The 16,903-nt window shown below is 49.4% G+C and carries 19 protein-coding genes; 1 reads left to right on the forward strand and 18 read right to left on the reverse strand.

Features of this window, described 5'->3' with window-relative positions; genetic code table 11:
• Positions 1 to 27 precede the first annotated feature (27 nt).
• The 15 genes from yqeK to DW739_RS02205 form a co-directional block, all read right to left on the reverse strand.
• Positions 28 to 609, reverse strand: coding sequence for a bis(5'-nucleosyl)-tetraphosphatase (symmetrical) YqeK (gene yqeK / locus DW739_RS02135; RefSeq protein ID WP_022359429.1), 582 nt, complete (start codon positions 607 to 609; stop codon positions 28 to 30).
• Positions 609 to 1,235: a nicotinate-nucleotide adenylyltransferase gene (nadD, locus tag DW739_RS02140; protein WP_118742701.1), complete on the reverse strand. Its 627-nt coding sequence runs from the start codon at positions 1,233 to 1,235 to the stop codon at positions 609 to 611. Before nadD ends, yqeK begins: the two co-directional genes overlap by 1 nt.
• A gap of 50 nt (positions 1,236 to 1,285) precedes the next feature.
• Positions 1,286 to 1,582 carry a ribosome assembly RNA-binding protein YhbY gene (gene yhbY, locus DW739_RS02145; RefSeq protein ID WP_022359431.1) on the reverse strand — a complete coding sequence of 99 codons (297 nt, stop codon included), beginning with the start codon at positions 1,580 to 1,582 and terminating at the stop codon, positions 1,286 to 1,288.
• Between the two features lie 215 nt (positions 1,583 to 1,797).
• The gene (gene obgE / locus DW739_RS02150; RefSeq protein WP_106999904.1) at positions 1,798 to 3,090 is read right to left on the reverse strand and encodes a GTPase ObgE; all 1,293 of its coding nucleotides are present in this window, start codon (positions 3,088 to 3,090) and stop codon (positions 1,798 to 1,800) included.
• Positions 3,091 to 3,149: 59 nt separating this feature from the next.
• Positions 3,150 to 3,440, reverse strand: coding sequence for a 50S ribosomal protein L27 (gene rpmA, locus DW739_RS02155; RefSeq protein WP_022359433.1), 291 nt, complete (start codon positions 3,438 to 3,440; stop codon positions 3,150 to 3,152).
• A 3-nt stretch (positions 3,441 to 3,443) separates the two neighbouring features.
• Positions 3,444 to 3,773, reverse strand: coding sequence for a ribosomal-processing cysteine protease Prp (locus tag DW739_RS02160; RefSeq protein WP_022359434.1), 330 nt, complete (start codon positions 3,771 to 3,773; stop codon positions 3,444 to 3,446).
• Positions 3,774 to 3,778: 5 nt separating this feature from the next.
• Positions 3,779 to 4,087, reverse strand: a complete 309-nt coding sequence (gene rplU, locus DW739_RS02165) for a 50S ribosomal protein L21 (RefSeq protein WP_106999905.1) — start codon at positions 4,085 to 4,087, stop codon at positions 3,779 to 3,781.
• Between the two features lie 312 nt (positions 4,088 to 4,399).
• Complete coding sequence (gene pepT / locus DW739_RS02170; protein WP_118742551.1) at positions 4,400 to 5,710, reverse strand: peptidase T; 1,311 nt, start codon at positions 5,708 to 5,710, stop codon at positions 4,400 to 4,402.
• Positions 5,707 to 6,252 (reverse strand): Holliday junction resolvase RecU, encoded by a 546-nt coding sequence (locus DW739_RS02175; RefSeq protein ID WP_022358599.1) that lies wholly within the window; start codon positions 6,250 to 6,252, stop codon positions 5,707 to 5,709. The genes pepT and DW739_RS02175 overlap by 4 nt, the downstream gene beginning before the upstream one ends.
• A gap of 47 nt (positions 6,253 to 6,299) precedes the next feature.
• Entirely contained in the window at positions 6,300 to 7,298 is a 999-nt protein-coding gene (locus DW739_RS02180; RefSeq protein WP_118650813.1) for an RluA family pseudouridine synthase, read from the reverse strand.
• Positions 7,299 to 7,316: 18 nt separating this feature from the next.
• Positions 7,317 to 7,886, reverse strand: a complete 570-nt coding sequence (locus DW739_RS02185; protein WP_022358597.1) for a hypothetical protein — start codon at positions 7,884 to 7,886, stop codon at positions 7,317 to 7,319.
• Between the two features lie 57 nt (positions 7,887 to 7,943).
• On the reverse strand, positions 7,944 to 8,708 hold the full coding sequence (locus DW739_RS02190) for an SDR family NAD(P)-dependent oxidoreductase (protein ID WP_118293503.1): 765 nt from the start codon (positions 8,706 to 8,708) through the stop codon (positions 7,944 to 7,946).
• Between the two features lie 67 nt (positions 8,709 to 8,775).
• The gene (locus DW739_RS02195) at positions 8,776 to 10,818 is read right to left on the reverse strand and encodes a YgiQ family radical SAM protein (RefSeq protein WP_118742552.1); all 2,043 of its coding nucleotides are present in this window, start codon (positions 10,816 to 10,818) and stop codon (positions 8,776 to 8,778) included.
• A 1-nt stretch (position 10,819) separates the two neighbouring features.
• The gene (locus DW739_RS15330; protein ID WP_118482382.1) at positions 10,820 to 12,289 is read right to left on the reverse strand and encodes a pseudouridine synthase; all 1,470 of its coding nucleotides are present in this window, start codon (positions 12,287 to 12,289) and stop codon (positions 10,820 to 10,822) included.
• On the reverse strand, positions 12,289 to 13,815 hold the full coding sequence (locus tag DW739_RS02205) for an RsmB/NOP family class I SAM-dependent RNA methyltransferase (RefSeq protein ID WP_118742553.1): 1,527 nt from the start codon (positions 13,813 to 13,815) through the stop codon (positions 12,289 to 12,291). The genes DW739_RS15330 and DW739_RS02205 overlap by 1 nt, the downstream gene beginning before the upstream one ends.
• A gap of 198 nt (positions 13,816 to 14,013) precedes the next feature.
• Between DW739_RS02205 and DW739_RS02210 the strand changes: the two genes are divergently transcribed.
• On the forward strand, positions 14,014 to 15,012 hold the full coding sequence (locus tag DW739_RS02210; RefSeq protein ID WP_243023712.1) for a nucleoside recognition protein: 999 nt from the start codon (positions 14,014 to 14,016) through the stop codon (positions 15,010 to 15,012).
• Here DW739_RS02210 and DW739_RS02215 read toward each other — a convergent pair.
• The 3 genes from DW739_RS02215 to rsmD are packed head-to-tail and all read right to left on the reverse strand — an operon-like array spanning position 14,978 to position 16,685.
• Entirely contained in the window at positions 14,978 to 15,595 is a 618-nt protein-coding gene (locus DW739_RS02215) for a hypothetical protein (protein ID WP_022358776.1), read from the reverse strand. The two genes, DW739_RS02210 and DW739_RS02215, sit on opposite strands and share 35 nt — an antisense overlap.
• Before the next feature lie 11 nt (positions 15,596 to 15,606).
• Complete coding sequence (coaD, locus tag DW739_RS02220) at positions 15,607 to 16,110, reverse strand: pantetheine-phosphate adenylyltransferase (protein ID WP_022358775.1); 504 nt, start codon at positions 16,108 to 16,110, stop codon at positions 15,607 to 15,609.
• A gap of 20 nt (positions 16,111 to 16,130) precedes the next feature.
• Positions 16,131 to 16,685 (reverse strand): 16S rRNA (guanine(966)-N(2))-methyltransferase RsmD, encoded by a 555-nt coding sequence (gene rsmD / locus DW739_RS02225; RefSeq protein WP_022358774.1) that lies wholly within the window; start codon positions 16,683 to 16,685, stop codon positions 16,131 to 16,133.
• Positions 16,686 to 16,903 lie beyond the last annotated feature (218 nt).

A 16,903-nucleotide genomic window follows, 5' to 3' on the forward strand; every position in this document is an offset into this window, starting at 1 on the left:
TATTTTATTTAAATCCTGTTAATGTGTCTATTGATGAACATGACGTTCATGATAGTATTCCCAGGTCTGTTCGGTTGTATCATCCTCTGCCGTGCCCGTTTCCTTTAAATAATTGCGGGTGCTGTCCAGAATCTGATACAGCGCTTCGTCCAGATCTTCAAATGCAAGACGGCGGAGCTTCGGCAGATTTGGCGCCTTATCACGGCGCGGTTCGATGTAATCGGCTACGTACAGGATCTTGTCTAACAGGGACATCGCCGGTTTTCCGGTCGTATGGCAGGCGATTGCAGATAAGACCTCTGGATCGGTAATACCATACTTGTGTTCTGCCATCCATGCGCCTAATTTTGCATGAATCACAGCCGGAGCCCGCAGTTCACCTTCAGTCAGTTCAATGCCATGCTCCTGGCATTTGCAGATGATAGTCGCATCATCATAGCGCTTTGCACAGTCGTGGAGAAGTCCAGCCATCTCCGCCTGATCCAGATTGGCACTGTAACGCATTGCCAGAGCCATACATGTGTATGAAACACCCAGCGTATGTTCATAGCGCATCGGGTTCAATTTCTTTTTCAAATGCTTCCGTATCTCTGTAATTCTTTCGTCCATTACACATTTACCTCCTGATACAAGCCGTGCTGTTCGATATATTGACAGACTTCCTTCGGCACCAGGGAACGAACGTCTGCTGCGTGTCCTGCCCGGAAAGCCGCGCGGATCTCCGCCGAAGCGACATCCATTTCACGGCAGTGAAGACGCAGAATATGCGCCTGATATTTCTGGTTTAAATAGGAAATCTGCTCATCCAGCGAACGATCCGCCTCCTCATGCTTTCTTGCTGCCGCCAAAAATGTGACGGCTGGAAGAACATATTCGGGATGATACCATTTTTCAATGTCCATAATTGAGTCTGCGCCTGCGATAAAGAAAAATTCCACATCCGAATATTCTTCTTTCAATAAGCGAAGCGTGTCTGCTGTGTAGGTATTTCCGCCGATTCTGCGAAGTTCAAAATCAGACAGCTTAAAATAAGGATACGGCGCGATCGCAGCTGCAGTCATTGCCAAACGGTCCTTTGCCGCTGTGATCGTATGATCCTTTTTATGCGGCGGGATCCTGGAGGGCATATACCAGATGCAGTCAAGATCATATTCTTCATACGCCTGTCTTCCCAACATGATATGTCCATTATGGATCGGGTCAAATGTTCCCCCCATAATACCGATCTTTTTCATCGTCATCCGTATCCTTTCTGTCAGAGATTCATTCGCAGAATGCAGCCCCTTTATTTTGGCAGAACGATCTTACGTTTCTTCTCGTCCTTTGCCTCTTTATAAAGAACAATTTTCTTGCCGATTACCTGTACTACCTGTGCGTGGGTACGCTCAGCCAGAACGGCTGCCAGCTCATTGCCGTCATCGACGCAGTTCTTCAGAATATTCAGTTTAATTAACTCGCGGGCCTCCAGCGCCTCTGCCACAGCAGCGGTCAGTTCTGGCGTCAGGCTGGATTTGCCGATCTGGAAGATCGGATCCATGGTCATCGCGAGACCTTTTAAATAAGCTCTCTGTTTGCTTGTCATAAAATCTATCTCCTGTTAAAATTCAAACTCAGATCCAGTGTGGATTTCTGAGTTTGAAATATTGTAAATGTGTAACTATTCAGTAGGTCTGCGCATTTACTGCGCTGACCGTACGAAAACATGGACCAGCAGGCAAAAATCCCATTGCCGTAGGCAATTTTTAATGGATTTTTGCGCGTGACTGTGAAGGTACTGAACAGTTACGTAAATGTCAATTATTTATAGTAATCAAATTCAAGACCATACATACGAACTGTATCGCCCTCTTCGATGCCAGCTTCTTCCAGCTCAGCCAGAATACCGCTGTCCTTTAAGAATTTCTGGAAGAACTGGAAGCCCTTCTCAGAATCAAGGTTTGTGTAACCGAGCATCTTCTCGATCTTCGGTCCTTCTACCACATAAATACCATCTTCATTGCGTTCCACGGTATACGGAAGATTCTCGCCCTGATACTGGTATTCAAATTCTTTTTCGAAAATAACTGGCTTGCGGTCAACCGTTTTCAGCAGATCATTTACATGGTAAAGGAGCTCTTTTACACCCTGCCCGGTAACTGCAGAAATGGCAAATACCTGGATGCCTTCCGGCTCAAATTCGCGTTTTAAGCGCTCTACCGGGTCTTCCCAGTCCTCTTCGCCAGTATTGTAAATCGAATCTACCTTGTTGGCAGCAATCACCTGCGGACGCTCTAAAAGCGACGGATTATATGCTTTTAACTCCGCATTGATGGTACGGATATCTTCAACCGGATCACGTCCCTCGACGGATGCCGCATCCACAACATGAACGAGAACCTTGGTTCTCTCGATATGGCGCAGGAAATCATGTCCCAGACCGATTCCCTGGGAAGCACCCTCGATGAGCCCCGGAATATCTGCCATGACAAAGCCTTGTCCATCCTGCAGATCAACCACGCCAAGATGCGGGTTCAGCGTCGTGAAATGGTAATTGGCAATCTTCGGACGTGCATTAGAAACGCGTGAAAGCAAGGTCGATTTACCGACGTTCGGGAAACCAACCAGACCAACATCTGCGATTACCTTTAATTCCAGCTGTACCCAGAGTTCCTGTGCCGGCTGTCCCGGCTGTGCATACTTCGGAACCTGCATCGTCGAGGTCGCAAAGTGCATATTTCCAAGACCGCCCTTGCCACCTTTTAAAATCACTTCTCGGCGGTTCTCGCCGGACATATCCGCGATTACCTTACCGGATTCAAAATCCTTGATAACGGTTCCTTCCGGAACCTTGACAATCAGATCCTCGCCGTCTGCTCCGTGACAGCGGCGCTTTCCGCCCTGCTCTCCGTCGCCAGCCACATATTTGCGGACATGACGGAAATCGGTCAGGGTATTCAGTCCGTCGTCCACTTCAAAAATGACATCGCCGCCGCGACCGCCATCGCCGCCGTCCGGACCGCCAGCAGCTACGAAAAGTTCCCGGCGGAAGCTGACATGACCGTCGCCGCCTTTTCCGGATCTGATATAAATTTTTGCACTGTCGGCAAACATAAATACCTCCTTCTGATCTGAAAAAAGCTCCATACAATCCGTATGGAGCTTCTTTATAATTATTCGTTAATTGTTCTCGGGTAAACAGAAACCTGCTTTTTGTCTCTGCCCTTTCTTTCAAACTTTACGACGCCGTCAACCATAGCGAATAATGTATCATCTCCACCGCGTCCTACGTTCACACCTGGATGAATCTTGGTTCCGCGCTGTCTGTAAAGAATGTTGCCAGCTAATACGAACTGTCCGTCTGCTCTCTTCGCACCAAGTCTCTTAGACTCAGAATCACGACCGTTCTTTGTGGAACCAACACCTTTTTTATGAGCGAATAACTGAAGGTTCATTTTAAACATGCGTTACACCTCCCTGAATCGAATTTTAATGTATTTATCTCCATAACTCTCCGCGATATCGGTAAGTCCAAGTATCAGCGAATCCATCAGGAGTTTTGATTCCGCACTTACAGTACCGGTAAAATGAAAAATAAACTGACCTGTCTTTTCATCCACACTGCCCTTAAAACCGTCATCGGTAAATTTTTCCACCGAATTAGCCATATTGACAGTCAGAACGGATACAGCCGCACAGACAATATCTTTGCCGTACTCATCATATCCAGCATGTCCCTTTACTTCCACTCCCGTGGTACATCCTTTGGAATCGGAGTATACGTCTACTTGAATCATTTCAATTAAGCGTTGATCTTTTCGATCTTAACTTCTGTAAAGAGCTGTCTGTGACCATTTTTCTTATGGTAGCCAGTTTTTCTCTTATACTTGTAAACGATAACTTTTTTGCCTTTGCCTTCTTTAACAACTGTTGCGGATACAGTAGCACCCTCTACAGTCGGGCATCCGATCTTCATCTCACCGTTGTTAACAGCCAGAACCTGATCGAAAGTAACAGCTTCACCTGCAGCAGCACCGAGTCTCTCAACTTTGATTACATCGCCCTCGGCAACCTTATACTGCTTACCACCTGTTGCAATAATCGCGTACATCTGATGGCACCTCCTATTATCATTACTCGCCAGCTATGGCGGCTTGCGCACTTTTAGCCTCGCTGTGCGGCACACTTAGATATTCTAGCATCGGAATATGGATCTGTCAATGGTTTTTTCTTGAATTTGGGAGAAAATTTCAAACCAGTGTTACGGATAAAGCTGCTTTTTCCAAGTCCTCATAAGTACCACCAAACTGTTCAACCCTTTTGCCTCTGTAAAATAAGCAGAAAAAAAGCTGGAAGTCCTGATCAACTTCATTTTTCAGTATTTACCAGAAAGAATGGTGAGGATCTCCTTTTACTATTTATTTCACTCAGCCAGAGCTGCAAACTGCTTTCCAATCTCCACCAGTATCTCCGCCGTCTTCTGAAGCGAATCCACCGGAATAAATTCATATTTTCCATGATAGTTATACCCGCCGGTGCAGAGGTTCGGGCACGGGAGCCCCATGTAGGAGAGGCGGGCGCCGTCGGTGCCGCCGCGGATCGGAACGACCTCCGGCTCGATGCCGCAGGCTGTCATCGCCTCTTTGGCGGTATCGATCAGGTACATGCACGGCTCAATTTTTTCTTTCATGTTGTAGTAGCTGTCCGTTACTTCGGCGATCACGGTGCCCTTACCGTATTTGCGGTTCAGGAAATCGGCGGCTTCGGCGAAAAATTTCTTTTTCTGTTCAAATTTTTCATGGTCGTGATCGCGGATGATATAATTTAACTGCGCCTCTTCTACATTTCCGCTCATTTCATCCAGGTGATAGAATCCCTCATAATCTTCTGTGTACATCGGATTTTCAAAGACCGGCAGCAGGCTCTGAAATTCCATGCCGATGAGAATGGCATTTTTCATCTTGAGCTTCGCATCTCCCGGATGGATGCTGGCTCCCTGAATCCGGACTTTGCCGGAAGCGGCATTGAAATTTTCATATTCGATCTCGCCGATCGGACCGCCGTCTACCGTATAAGCAACCGCTGCACCGAAGTCTTTCACATCGAAACGATCCGCGCCGCGTCCGATCTCCTCGTCCGGCGTAAATCCAATGCAGATCTCGCCGTGCGGGATCTCCGGGTGGCTCAGGAAATATTCTGCCATCGTCATGATCTCCGCCACGCCTGCCTTGTCGTCGGCGCCCAGAAGCGTGGTTCCGTCAGTTACGATCAGATCCTGACCTTTTAAGTCGGCTAAAAACGGAAATTCTGAAACTTTCATGACAATTTGTTTTTCTGCATTTAATACGATATCTTTGCCGTCATATGCCTGGACGATGCGCGGCTTTACGTTTGTTCCGGTTAAGGACGGCGCGGTGTCTATGTGGGAAATGAAGCCAAGTGCCGGGATGGTAGCTTTCTGCCCAACGTCGGATGCACCGTGAGCAGACGCAGTGCTAAAAGAAGCTTCCGCTTCTTGCGGTGCAGAGGTACTGTCAGTATTATCCGGAATGCATGCAAACAAGTATCCGTACTCGCTCATCCGCACATCGGATGCACCCATTTCTTCCAGCTCGCGTTTCAGCTCATTGGCTAACAGAAGCTGTTTTTCCGTGCTCGGGCAGGTGTCATATGCCTCGTCTGACTGCGTATCATATGATACATATTTCAAAAAACGTTCTACGGCTGTTGTCATGAAAAATCATCCTCTCTTTCTCCTAAATCCCGGCTCAGCGGTTCCAGATAATGGACTAATATATCCCGGTGGCTTTTGATGCGCCACGTTTTATCCATTTCCTCATATGTAAAACTCTTCCGTCCGCCCTGCTGCATCCGCTCCCAGTATGCGTCCAGATGGAAAAATGGCAGGTAGTAAAGTTCATCCCTCTGTGAAAAATATATAATTAAGAAAGCAATCCCGCCCTGCTCTTCAAATTCCCGCATAAATGCGACCTGATGCGGATGGACGTTCTGCAGTGGAAATGTATCTGCCGCGCATTCTTTCGCATCAAAGCAGACCGGGACGCCCTGAATCGCGCCGATGTAATCGACGGTACTCTTCTGGTCGAAATACGCCAGCGTGATATGGCGGCTGGTTTTATCGATCGAGACGGGCGTGATCGGCGTCGGGATTTTCTGGATCAATGCCAGCTTTTTCTCACGGTAAAGATCGTTTGTGTGGTTTATCATATCCTCCAGGGTTGAACCACGAAGTCCCCGGCTGTTCCATGTCCCCATGTTGTTGCTCCTCCACTCATTTTTTAGTTTTTCCCACAATTTAAAATTTACGGGCGATGATTGGCTGGGCGTTTTGGAGCTGATTTCATCATCTCTTCCATCCGCTTCATCTCCGCTGGCATAGGCGCGGTAAATTCTTTGCCCGCCAGATATGAAAGCGGCTCGGAGATCGTTTCCGGCATTACCAGCCGCCACGCATGAAGCATCTGTGAACGGACGCCGAAGCGTTTCTTCACTTCCTCATTGACCCGGGGATCACCGTACTTCGGATCCCCGGCGATCGGGTGCCCGATGGAAGCCAGGTGGGCGCGGATCTGGTGGGATCGTCCGGTGATCAGATGAACCTCCAGAAGGGTATATCCATTTCCAGATACCAGCGGTCTGTATGCAGTCCGGATCGGCAGACTTCCAGGGGTCTCCTCTTTTCGGATCGACACCTGATTCGTCTTTTCATTTTTCGTCAGCCATCCCTCGATGCGGGCTTCGCCTTTTACGATTCCCCGCACGACGCAGACATAATATTTTCCCAGACTCCGGTCCTTGATGACCTCGGACATGATCTGCAGTCCCGGCAGGGAACGTCCAGCTGCCACGATGCCGCTTGTGTTGCGGTCGAGGCGGTTGCAGACGGACGGACGGAAGCACGCCAGGTCCTCTTTCTTTAATTTGCCGGAATCCAGCAGATAGTCAATCAGGTATTCAACCAACGATTCATCCGTCTCTTTCGCTTTCTGGGACAGCATTCCAGATGGCTTATTGATCAGTAAAATATGTTCGTCCTCGTAGACAATATCGAGTTTTTTCTTTTGTACTTTCTGAATCTTCACTTCCGAAAACTTCTCAATCGTCTCTTCTGCCAGAAACAGCTTGATCTCATCGCCCTCGGTCAGATGTTCGGAACCGTCGCATTTTTTTCCGTTCAGGGTAATATTTTTCTTCCGCATCATTTTATAAATGAAGCTTTTTCCCGCCAGATTCAGATATTTTGCCAGCAGCTTGTCCAGGCGCTGCCCCGCCTCATTTTTAGATACTGTCAGCATCCGCATGGCTGCCGCCTCCCTTTTTTACATCGATAATCCTTTTATTACGCGCACACCGTACTCTACAGTTCCATCGTCCTCATACTCTGACGCCGGTTTCAGGCTGTGAATCCGCTTGTCAAAGGTGCTGCGTGAGGTCACGATTTTCAGGTTCGGATCCAGTTTGTTAGCCTTTAACAGTTCATTTAAACCTGCCTCCGCGCGCTTTACATTCAGCTTTGGATTAATGCAGTACACATAGATGCCGGTCGGGTGAACGACGGTCACATCGGACGGAATCACATCTTCCGGTGTCGTCAGAACCAGATCATAGAGAACTTCAAATTTTTCCTCATACGGCATATATGCCTCATGAAACGCCTGCTCCGGTGTATGGTATTTGAAAATGGCAATCAACGGGGAAGCGAGATTCGCCGCCGGAAGTACCGTGACGATCGCCATGACCGTCAGAATTTTTTTGACGGAATCATTGTCTGTAAAAGACCGTCCAACCAGCTGTGCGATGATAAATAATGCCAGAAGTGCGATGATAAAAAGCTGTTTCCGCTTGAAATGATTGCGGTAGCCGTAATCGCCTTTTTTTATCTTTTTCACGGTGTAAAAATCCTTTCTATCATGTTTTTATTGAATGATACTAGCTTTTTGTCTGATTTAATGGTTTAACGCCTGCATCGCGCGCAGAATCCACTCATGCGGAACTATCTTGCAGAGCACAAAGAATGCCTTCATCCATACGCCGTAAATCGACACGCTTTTTCCCGCCATACAGTCGCGGATGGCAAGTTTTACAACTTTGTGCGGATCTGCCATCACCAGACGCTTATAAAGAGGAATCTCCCCGGTTGTCTCGGCAATGTCGAAAAACTCGGTTTTGACCGGTCCGGGGCAGACCGCCGTCACGCCGATTCTGCGCGGGCGGAGTTCTTCCCGCAGGGCGCGGCTGTAGCTTAAGACAAATGCCTTGGTTGCCGCATAGATGGCAAATCCCGGCTGCGGCAGAAAGGAGGCTGCTGACGCGAACTGGAGAATCCGGCTGTTTTCGCTCATATAGGGAAGCACCATATGCGTGACCGCGCACAGCGCCTCGCAGTTGAGCTCTACCATTCCCGTTTCATCGTCAAGCGGCAGGTTCCCGACCGTTCCGATTTTACCAAAGCCGGAAGCATTTACCAAAAGCTTTACGTTGGGCTTGCGTGCCGCCAGCTCGTTTTCCAGCGTCTCCCGCTGGGATGCATCCGTCAGATCGATGGCGAAACACCGCGCCGGGATCGGCAGCGTCCGTTCCAGCTCCTGCATCCGGTCCATCCGGCGGGCAATCAGCCAGACTTCCTGAAGTCCCGAAAAGCGATCCGCCAGCTGTCTGGCTGCCTCGCGCCCCATACCGGAAGAGGCACCTGTAATTATCGCAATTTTCATGAGAAATTCCTCCCGTCTCAAGCATGTACGCTCGGAGTCGTTCCTTCATTCCGTGCGTACATACGTTTTATTTCTTCTTGTGCACGTTCCGGATGGTTTTTTTCTTTCCGCTTCCGCTGCTCTTTCCACCTACAGCGCCGCCAAATCCCCCCGCATTTCGTCCATTTCCATTTATGCCGGTCTGTTTGTGCCCGGCCATACTGCCCACAGCCGGTCGTTTGGTGTCTTTTGCACGATTGGCAGCAGCCGGTTTTGCCGTCTGGGTGCCATGATGCGCCCCTTTATATCCGCCAGCCGCGAAATCGCGGCCTTTGATCTGCCGCGGACGGATCAGGCATTTCTTATCAAAACCGATCAGATCCGTTCTGCCTGCCAGACGGAGTGCTTCCAGCACCAGATCATAGTTTTTCGGGTTGCGGTACTGGATCAGCGCACGCTGCATCGCTTTCTCATGCGGGTTGGTCGGCACGTACACCTTTTCCATCGTGCGCGGATCATATCCCGTGTAATACATACACGTAGACAGTGTGGATGGTGTCGGATAGAAATCCTGCACCTGCTCCGGCATGTAGCCGAGGTCCCGCAGATATTCTGCCAGTTCGATCGCCTCCTTGAGCGTGGAACCCGGATGGGAGGACATCAGGTACGGAACAAGGTACTGCTTCATTCCCAGCGAGTCATTCATTGCAGCATATTCCTTCATGAACTGGCGGTAGACCTTATTCTCCGGTTTTCCCATCCGTTTTAATACATTATCCGATATATGTTCCGGCGCTACCTTGAGCTGTCCACTGACATGGTACTGACAAAGTTCCCGCAAAAATGCCCGGTTTTTCTCCGCCAGCAGATAATCGAAACGGATGCCCGAACGGATAAAAACTTTCTTCACCTTCGGAATCGCCCGCAGTTTCTTTAACAGGGAAATATAGTCGCTGTGATCGGCATTCATGTTTTTGCACGGCTGCGGGAACAGGCACTGTTTGTGCGGACAGGCACCATAGGTCATCTGTTTTTCGCATGCCGGGTGACGGAAGTTTGCGGTCGGACCGCCGACATCGTGGATGTAGCCCTTGAAATCCGGTTCCTGGGTCAAAAGTTCTGCTTCCTGAATAATTGATTCATGGCTGCGGGTCTGCACGATGCGTCCCTGATGGAAGGTCAGCGCACAGAAGCTGCATCCGCCGAAGCATCCGCGGTTGCTGATCAGGCTGAATTTTACTTCCGTGATCGCTGGAATACCACCCGCTGCATCGTAACACGGATGCCAGGTTCTCATGTATGGAAGTGCGTAGACATCGTCCATCTCTTCCTGGGTCAGTGGTTTCGCCGCCGGATTCTGGACCACATAAAGGCGGTCGCTGTACGGCTCAACGAGGCGTTTTCCCGAAAATGGATCGGTGTTGCTGTACTGGGTGTAAAAGCTCTCCGCATACGTCTTTTTATCGGAGGAAACCTCGCGGTAAGACGGCAGACGGATTTCGTCGTAAACGGAATCCAGGTTTTCCGCCTTATAAACAGTTCCCTCGATGAAGGTGATATCCTTTGCCTCGATGCCGCTCGCCAGTGCATCCGCGATCTCCACGATCGAGCGCTCGCCCATTCCGTAGGAAATCAGATCTGCCTGGGAATCCAGCAGAATGGAGCGTTTCATTTTTCCGGACCAGTAATCATAATGTGCCAGACGCCGCAGGCTGGCTTCGATACCGCCGAGAATGATTGGCTTTTTCGACCAGGTGCGGATCAGGTTGGAATAGACGATCGTCGCATAATCCGGACGTTTTCCCATCTCGCCGCCCGGTGTGTAGGAATCCTTTGCGCGGCGCTTTTTCGAAACCGAATAATGGTTTACCATAGAGTCCATATTTCCGGCGCTCACAAGCCATCCGAGACGCGGTTCGCCCAGAATCTGAATGGATTCCTGATTCTTCCAGTCCGGCTGGGCGATGATGCCTACTTTATAGCCGTGCGCTTCAAGCATACGGCTGATGATCGCGTGTCCGAACGACGGATGATCGACATACGCATCCCCGCACACGTAGACAAAATCGCAGCTCTCCCAGCCGCGCTTGTCCATATCCGCCCTGCAGATCGGTAAAAAATCATGTATCATTTTATCTTGCCCCCTGTATCAGTTCCCGGTAGTCCCGGATATAAAAATCAGCTAATTCTTTCTTTTCTTCGGTCATGGAAAGTGAAAATACGTCCTCGACCGCGCCAACGCGCATACCAGCCCGTTTTCCAGCCAGAATCCCCGCCGGGACGTCCTCAAATACCAGACATTTTTCCGGCTGTACGCCCAGATCCGCCGCTACTTTCAGATAGATATCCGGCGCCGGTTTTCCTGCTGCCACCTCACAGGCAGTTGCCACCACACCGAAATAGGAACGGATATCCAGAGAATCCAGCACGGCTGCTACCATATCCTGTGCGTTGCTCGTTGCAATTCCCATGCGGATTCCTTTTTTCTTTAAAAATGAAAGAAATTCCGCAACACCCGATTTCAGCGGTACCTCATGGCGGTATTTATCGATCGACATTTCAATCCAGATGGCCTTTATCTCATCCAGGGTCATCGGCAGCTGGAAGCGATCTTTAAAATAGATTGCTGTCTCGGAAAAGCTCATGCCCTCGATCACCTTCTCAAGATCTTCCGGACAGTCATAGCCGTAACGCTTTAAAAATTCCACATCGATCGCTTTCCACATCCACATGGAATCGACCAGGGTGCCGTCGAGATCGAAGAGGACGGCGTCTACTGTGTTCCAGTTGATTTCAGGAGGTGTGTTATTTGGGGTGTCTGACAAATTTTCGTCATTTGATACACAATTTTGTGAGGTTAGCGTTCTTTCTTTTAATGCTCTAATTTCATCTTCCCTCAGCGCCCGGTACTCTCCCGTCGCCAGTGCCTCATCCAGGGCAAGCGGTCCCATCGAAAGGCGTTTCAGGTAAATAACTTCGCCGCCCTCTGCCTCAAACATCCGCTTTACCTGATGAAATTTTCCTTCATGGATGGTCAGGCGCGCCTCGCAGAGGTCTTCTCCTGCGTCGTTCCATTTTTTCTCGATCACAAGCTCTGCCGGCCGTACCGGTGTGCCATCCGTCAGCGTCAGTCCCGCCTGAAAGCGCGCTTCGATTCCTTCTTTCAGTGTTCCCTTTACGCGTGCAAAATAGACCTTATCCACGTGTTTTTTCGGTGCCAGAAGCTCATGCGCCAGCGCACCGTCGTTCGTGATGAGAAGCAGTCCTTCCGTATCAATATCGAGGCGTCCGACCGGGAAGAGGTCTTTTCGCTTTGCTTCATCAATAAGGTCAATGACAGTCTGATAGCGCCCGTCTTCCGTTGCGGAAACGACGCCCTGCGGTTTATTTAACATATAATATTCCGTGTCTGCCCAGCCAACCGGCTGTCCATCCAGTGTAACCCGGGTTTCGTCCGGGAATATTTTCCGGTCAGACTCGCGGCAGACGGTTCCATCGACCAGAACCCGCCCTTTGCGGATCATCTCTTTTACCTGACTGCGCGTTCCCTGCTTCATCTCTGCCAGGAAACGGTCTAAACGTATACTTTTACCTTGTCCCATCACTGCCACCTCCATCCGGGATTGTATTTATTTTTAAGCTGACCGCCCCGTTTCTGCGCCCAGCCAAGCGGAAATCCATCCACACAGATTAGTACAAGACCATCTGCCGCCTCTTCCTCTGCAGCTGTCAATGTCTCGCCCTTTAAATAGCGGATCGTGCGCTCATCCGAGGCTTTGAAGTTTAAATAATTTGCAAATTCCTGCATCCGCAGGTTCATCGCTAACGCCTGAGATGGTTCAAACCGCCCTTTTTTCAGTTCTCCGAGCAGAAGCCCGGTACGCAGACAGCGGAGCGGCTTAAAATAGCGCGTATTTTCGCCTGCCAGCGCTGCCGGGAGATAATAGATGCGCTCGCTGTCACGGTAGAATTGATCGGGATTCCAGGTTCTTACCGGAAGCTGGCGCAGAAGATCGAACAGGGGGGAAAAGTCCTCGTCTGTCTGGTTTTGCATCCCGTTTTTTCCTTTTCTAAATGTTTTCCCTTCCGTTTTTCCAGAAGCCATCTGTCTGGACTTACCATCTTGCGCCACACGGCACAACCGCGCTTCTATTTTCTCTACCGAAAGTGGAGCGCTCAATGCTTTCTCACCAGCATTTTCCAAATCCCTGACATTTGCGTCCGGTTTCTCCGTCCGCTTCTCCAACAGCGCAACAAAATGTCCTTCGCCCTCCAGACGGTGCGGAAACAATCTCAGACAGCCCTCAATGCCACGGCTTCCCTCAAAGCCATATTCCGGTTTCTGCGGCACGACCGCCATCTGCGGATATTTCTCCAGAATATACTCGATCGTTCCCTCGTCCTCGTCCCTGTCAAAGGTACAGGTCGAATAAACCAGTTTCCCGCCCGGCGCAAGCATCTGCACGGCACAGTCGAGAATCTGGCGCTGTAGCGGCGCATAATAATCGGGACCTTTTTCGTTCCAGCTCTTTACCATCGACGGATCGCGGCGGAACATACCTTCGCCGGAGCACGGCGCATCGACCAGAATCTTATCAAAAAACTCCGGCAGGATGCCAGCCATTTTTTCCGGTGCCTCGCTCGTTACACAGATATTTCCCGCTCCGAACATTTCCAGATTTTTAAGAAGCGCTTTTGCGCGCGAATTGCTGATATCATTGGAAAACAGGACACCTGTACCGGCTAATTTCGCCGCCAGTTCCGTACTTTTACCGCCCGGTGCCGCGCACAAATCCAGAACCCGGTCGCCCGGCTTGATCGGCAGCCATGCCGCCGGTGACATCGCACTCGGTTCCTGCAAATAGTAGAGTCCCGCGTAGTACCACGGATGCCTGGATGGGCGTTCGCCCTGATAATAAAAACCGTTCTTCGTCCACGGCACTGGTTTCAAATTCCAGTCCGCCGTCTGTGCCATCTCTAAAAACTGTTCCGGTGTCAGCCTGCCCGTGTTGACGCGCAGCCCTGAACGCGGCTCTTCCTCATACGAAGCCAGATACTCCGGGTATTCCTCCCCCAGAAATTGTTTCATTTTTTCAAGAAATTCTTCCGGCAGTTCTCGGTAATCCAATCGTTTTCCTCCTGTTTTTGTCTATTGCTCTGTATATCCATTTATAATCGTGATTCTAAAGACTTTTTCTTCGCGCTCATTCGTTCTTTCTTTGTTCGGTATGCCGGTTTTCAGGCTTCCAAAAGGAATGAGCCATTTTCTGTCTACATATATATAATCTATCTTTATATTACTTTTTAATGATAGAAAGGCGCTCCCATGCCATATATAAAAAAAATAGTATCCGCCCTGTTCCCAGCACTTATCCTGGCGCTTCTGCTCTCGCATCCGCGTCTCTCTGCGGATGGGGCACAGAAAGGACTTCTTTTATGGTTCAATACGGTCTTTCCGACGTTATTTCCCTTTATGCTCTTCTCAAAGCTTTTAGCTGAACACGGCGGCGTCCGGCTGCTTCTAGCGCCATTTCACCCAGTTTTGAAACATCTTGGTATGTCTGTCTACAGCGGCTATGCCCTGCTTGCCGGGATGCTCTGCGGTTACCCGATGGGAATGAAAACTGCCGCCGATTTTAACCGGAAATCGCTGCTTTCGGCACATGAAAAACGGCTTCTGACCGCCATCAGCGCTTCGCCAAGCCCCATGTTTATCGCCGGATATGCTGCACCTAGGCTGAACCCGGCAGTTCCGTCAAACTATCTGGTTCTGGCACTATATACGCCGCTTTTATTGGTTGGAAGTCTCCTATGCATTTATAATAAAGTAACTTCTTTTAGCCTTCAAAACCGATCTTTTTCGAAACAAACCGGCTCTGTCAAGCCCGCCCGCACAAAATCCACATCCGTCTCCGTTCCCGCTTCCTTCGACACCATCCTGATGGACTGCATCGAACTGCAGGTCCGCATCGGCGGTTTGATCATGCTGTATTCGATCCTCGCTGCCTTTGCCGACGCCTTCTGTTCCGGCACGCTGCGTCTGTTTCTGATCGGGACGGCTGAAATGACAACCGGCATCGATGCGATCGCCCGTTCTGGTGCTATATTCAGTATCCCGGTTCAATCCGGTGCGATAGCGGCGTGTGCCGCGTTTGGCGGGTTATCCGGGATCGCCCAGACAAATTCAGTCATACGGGACAGCCGAAAAGACAGAGAAAAAAATGCCGGACTTTCCATCCGGCATTATGTACTGTGGAAACTGGTTCACGCCAGTCTCTCGTTCGTTCTCTTTATTCTGCTGCTTCGCCGGATGCCGCCTGTGTAGCGGCCGCTGCTGCCTCGGCGCCTGTGTTCTCCTCCGGCTCGGTCACGACACTGCCAGCCAGCTCATTACGGTTGGAAGATACGACATCGTAGCTGGACTGCATCGAACTCATGTAAGACTCGAAACGGCTCTGCGCGCCCTCCATCGAATGCTTGATGATGGTCTGCAGGCTGCGGAGCATGTCGTCCGTGTACTGAACGGAACCCTGGCGGATATTGTTTGCCTCTGTGACAGCGTTGTCCACGATCTGCTGTGCCTGTGCATTTGCCTGCTCAATAATGCTGTTTGCTTCTGCATATGCACGCTGCATGATCTCATGCTCATTAACCAGCTCATTGGTCTGGGCGGTCGCCTCGGCTACCATCGCGTCTGCCTGGGAACGTGCCTCCTGCAGAATCGCATCCTGGTTGCTGATGATCTTCTGATATTTCTTGATCTCCTCCGGAATGCGAAGACGCAGTTCCACGAGCAGTTCTTCAATCTCTTCTTTATTTACTAAAATCTTCGTGTTGGACAGCGGCTGAAACTTGCAGCTGTCGATATAATCTTCAATTTCTGTGATGATCTGTTCAATTCTGCTCATAGCTTTTCTCCTTACTTACATTCCCTGTCTTCCTGAAGCGCCTGGTATTTCTCCTGTACTTGTTTTGCAATGACCGGATCGAGAAATTCGGAAATGTCTCCGCCGTACATCGCAACCTCTTTTGCCATACTGGAACTTAAATACGCGTATTTAAGGTTCGTTGTCAGAAACAGGGTATCTATTTCGGGTGCAATCACCCGGTTCATCTGCGCGAGCTGCAGCTCATATTCGAAATCCGTGATCGCACGCAGACCACGCACGATGACCTTTGCGTGATTCTGGCGCATGAAATCGACCAGAAGTCCGTCAAACGACTGCACCTCCACGTTAGGAATGTCTTTTGTCACTTCCTCTAACATCTTAACACGTTCTTCGACAGAAAACAACGGAGATTTTGCGTTATTACACAAAACTCCCACGATGACCTGATCAAAAATTTCGGAGGATCGCTTTATAATATCAAAATGTCCGAGCGTCACCGGATCAAAGCTGCCCGGATAAATGGCTGTTTTCATCTTTTTTTCTCCTTTGGTATTCAAGCTTTTCGGATAAACAGATGTTTATTCGTCTTATATATCTTCTCTTTTTCGAGATGGTATCCCAGTTCTGAAAGGTAGCTACACCCGGTCTCTTTCGATGCCTCTGTGATGATCATCGTATGTTCATCTGCCAGGGACGAATGCGCCAGATAAGTAAGCACTTCTTTCTCCCAGAGATGGTTGTACGGAGGATCCATAAAAATGAAATCAAACGCACTCTTCCGGTTTTCTATCCGTTTCAATGCATCCGAAATATCACAGTTTAACAGCGTCGCCTTATCAGCCAGGCGGGCCGCTTTCAGATTGTCACGGATGCAGTCCGCCGCTTTCGGATTCTTCTCCACAAAAACAGCTTCTTTTGCCCCGCGGCTTAAAGCTTCGATCCCGATCGCCCCGCTTCCGCTGAATAAATCGAGAAATGTGCATCCATAGATATCATTCTGAATCATATTAAAAAGAGTTTCTTTGATACGGTCCGTCGTCGGTCTCGTATCCATTCCCTCGATCGTCTTTAAAGTAAGCCTTCTGGCACTTCCTGCTATTACCCGCATGGATTTTTCTCCATCTTACTAGAAATATTAATGTATTTTGAACTGCAACCGTAAAATTCACCAAACAGTTTGCGTATTTTTTAACACTACATCTGTTCTATTATAGTATGAGTTTTACTGATATACAAGCATAAAATCGGATCAATACTAACTTTTTTCCCTACATTGTGGGTGTTTTGCCCCAAAATGTCAATTTGCACAAAACCTTCTAGTGTATT

This window comes from Clostridium sp. AM28-20LB (genome assembly GCF_003480665.1).
Taxonomy (GTDB): Bacteria; Bacillota; Clostridia; order Lachnospirales; family Lachnospiraceae; genus Otoolea; species Otoolea fessa.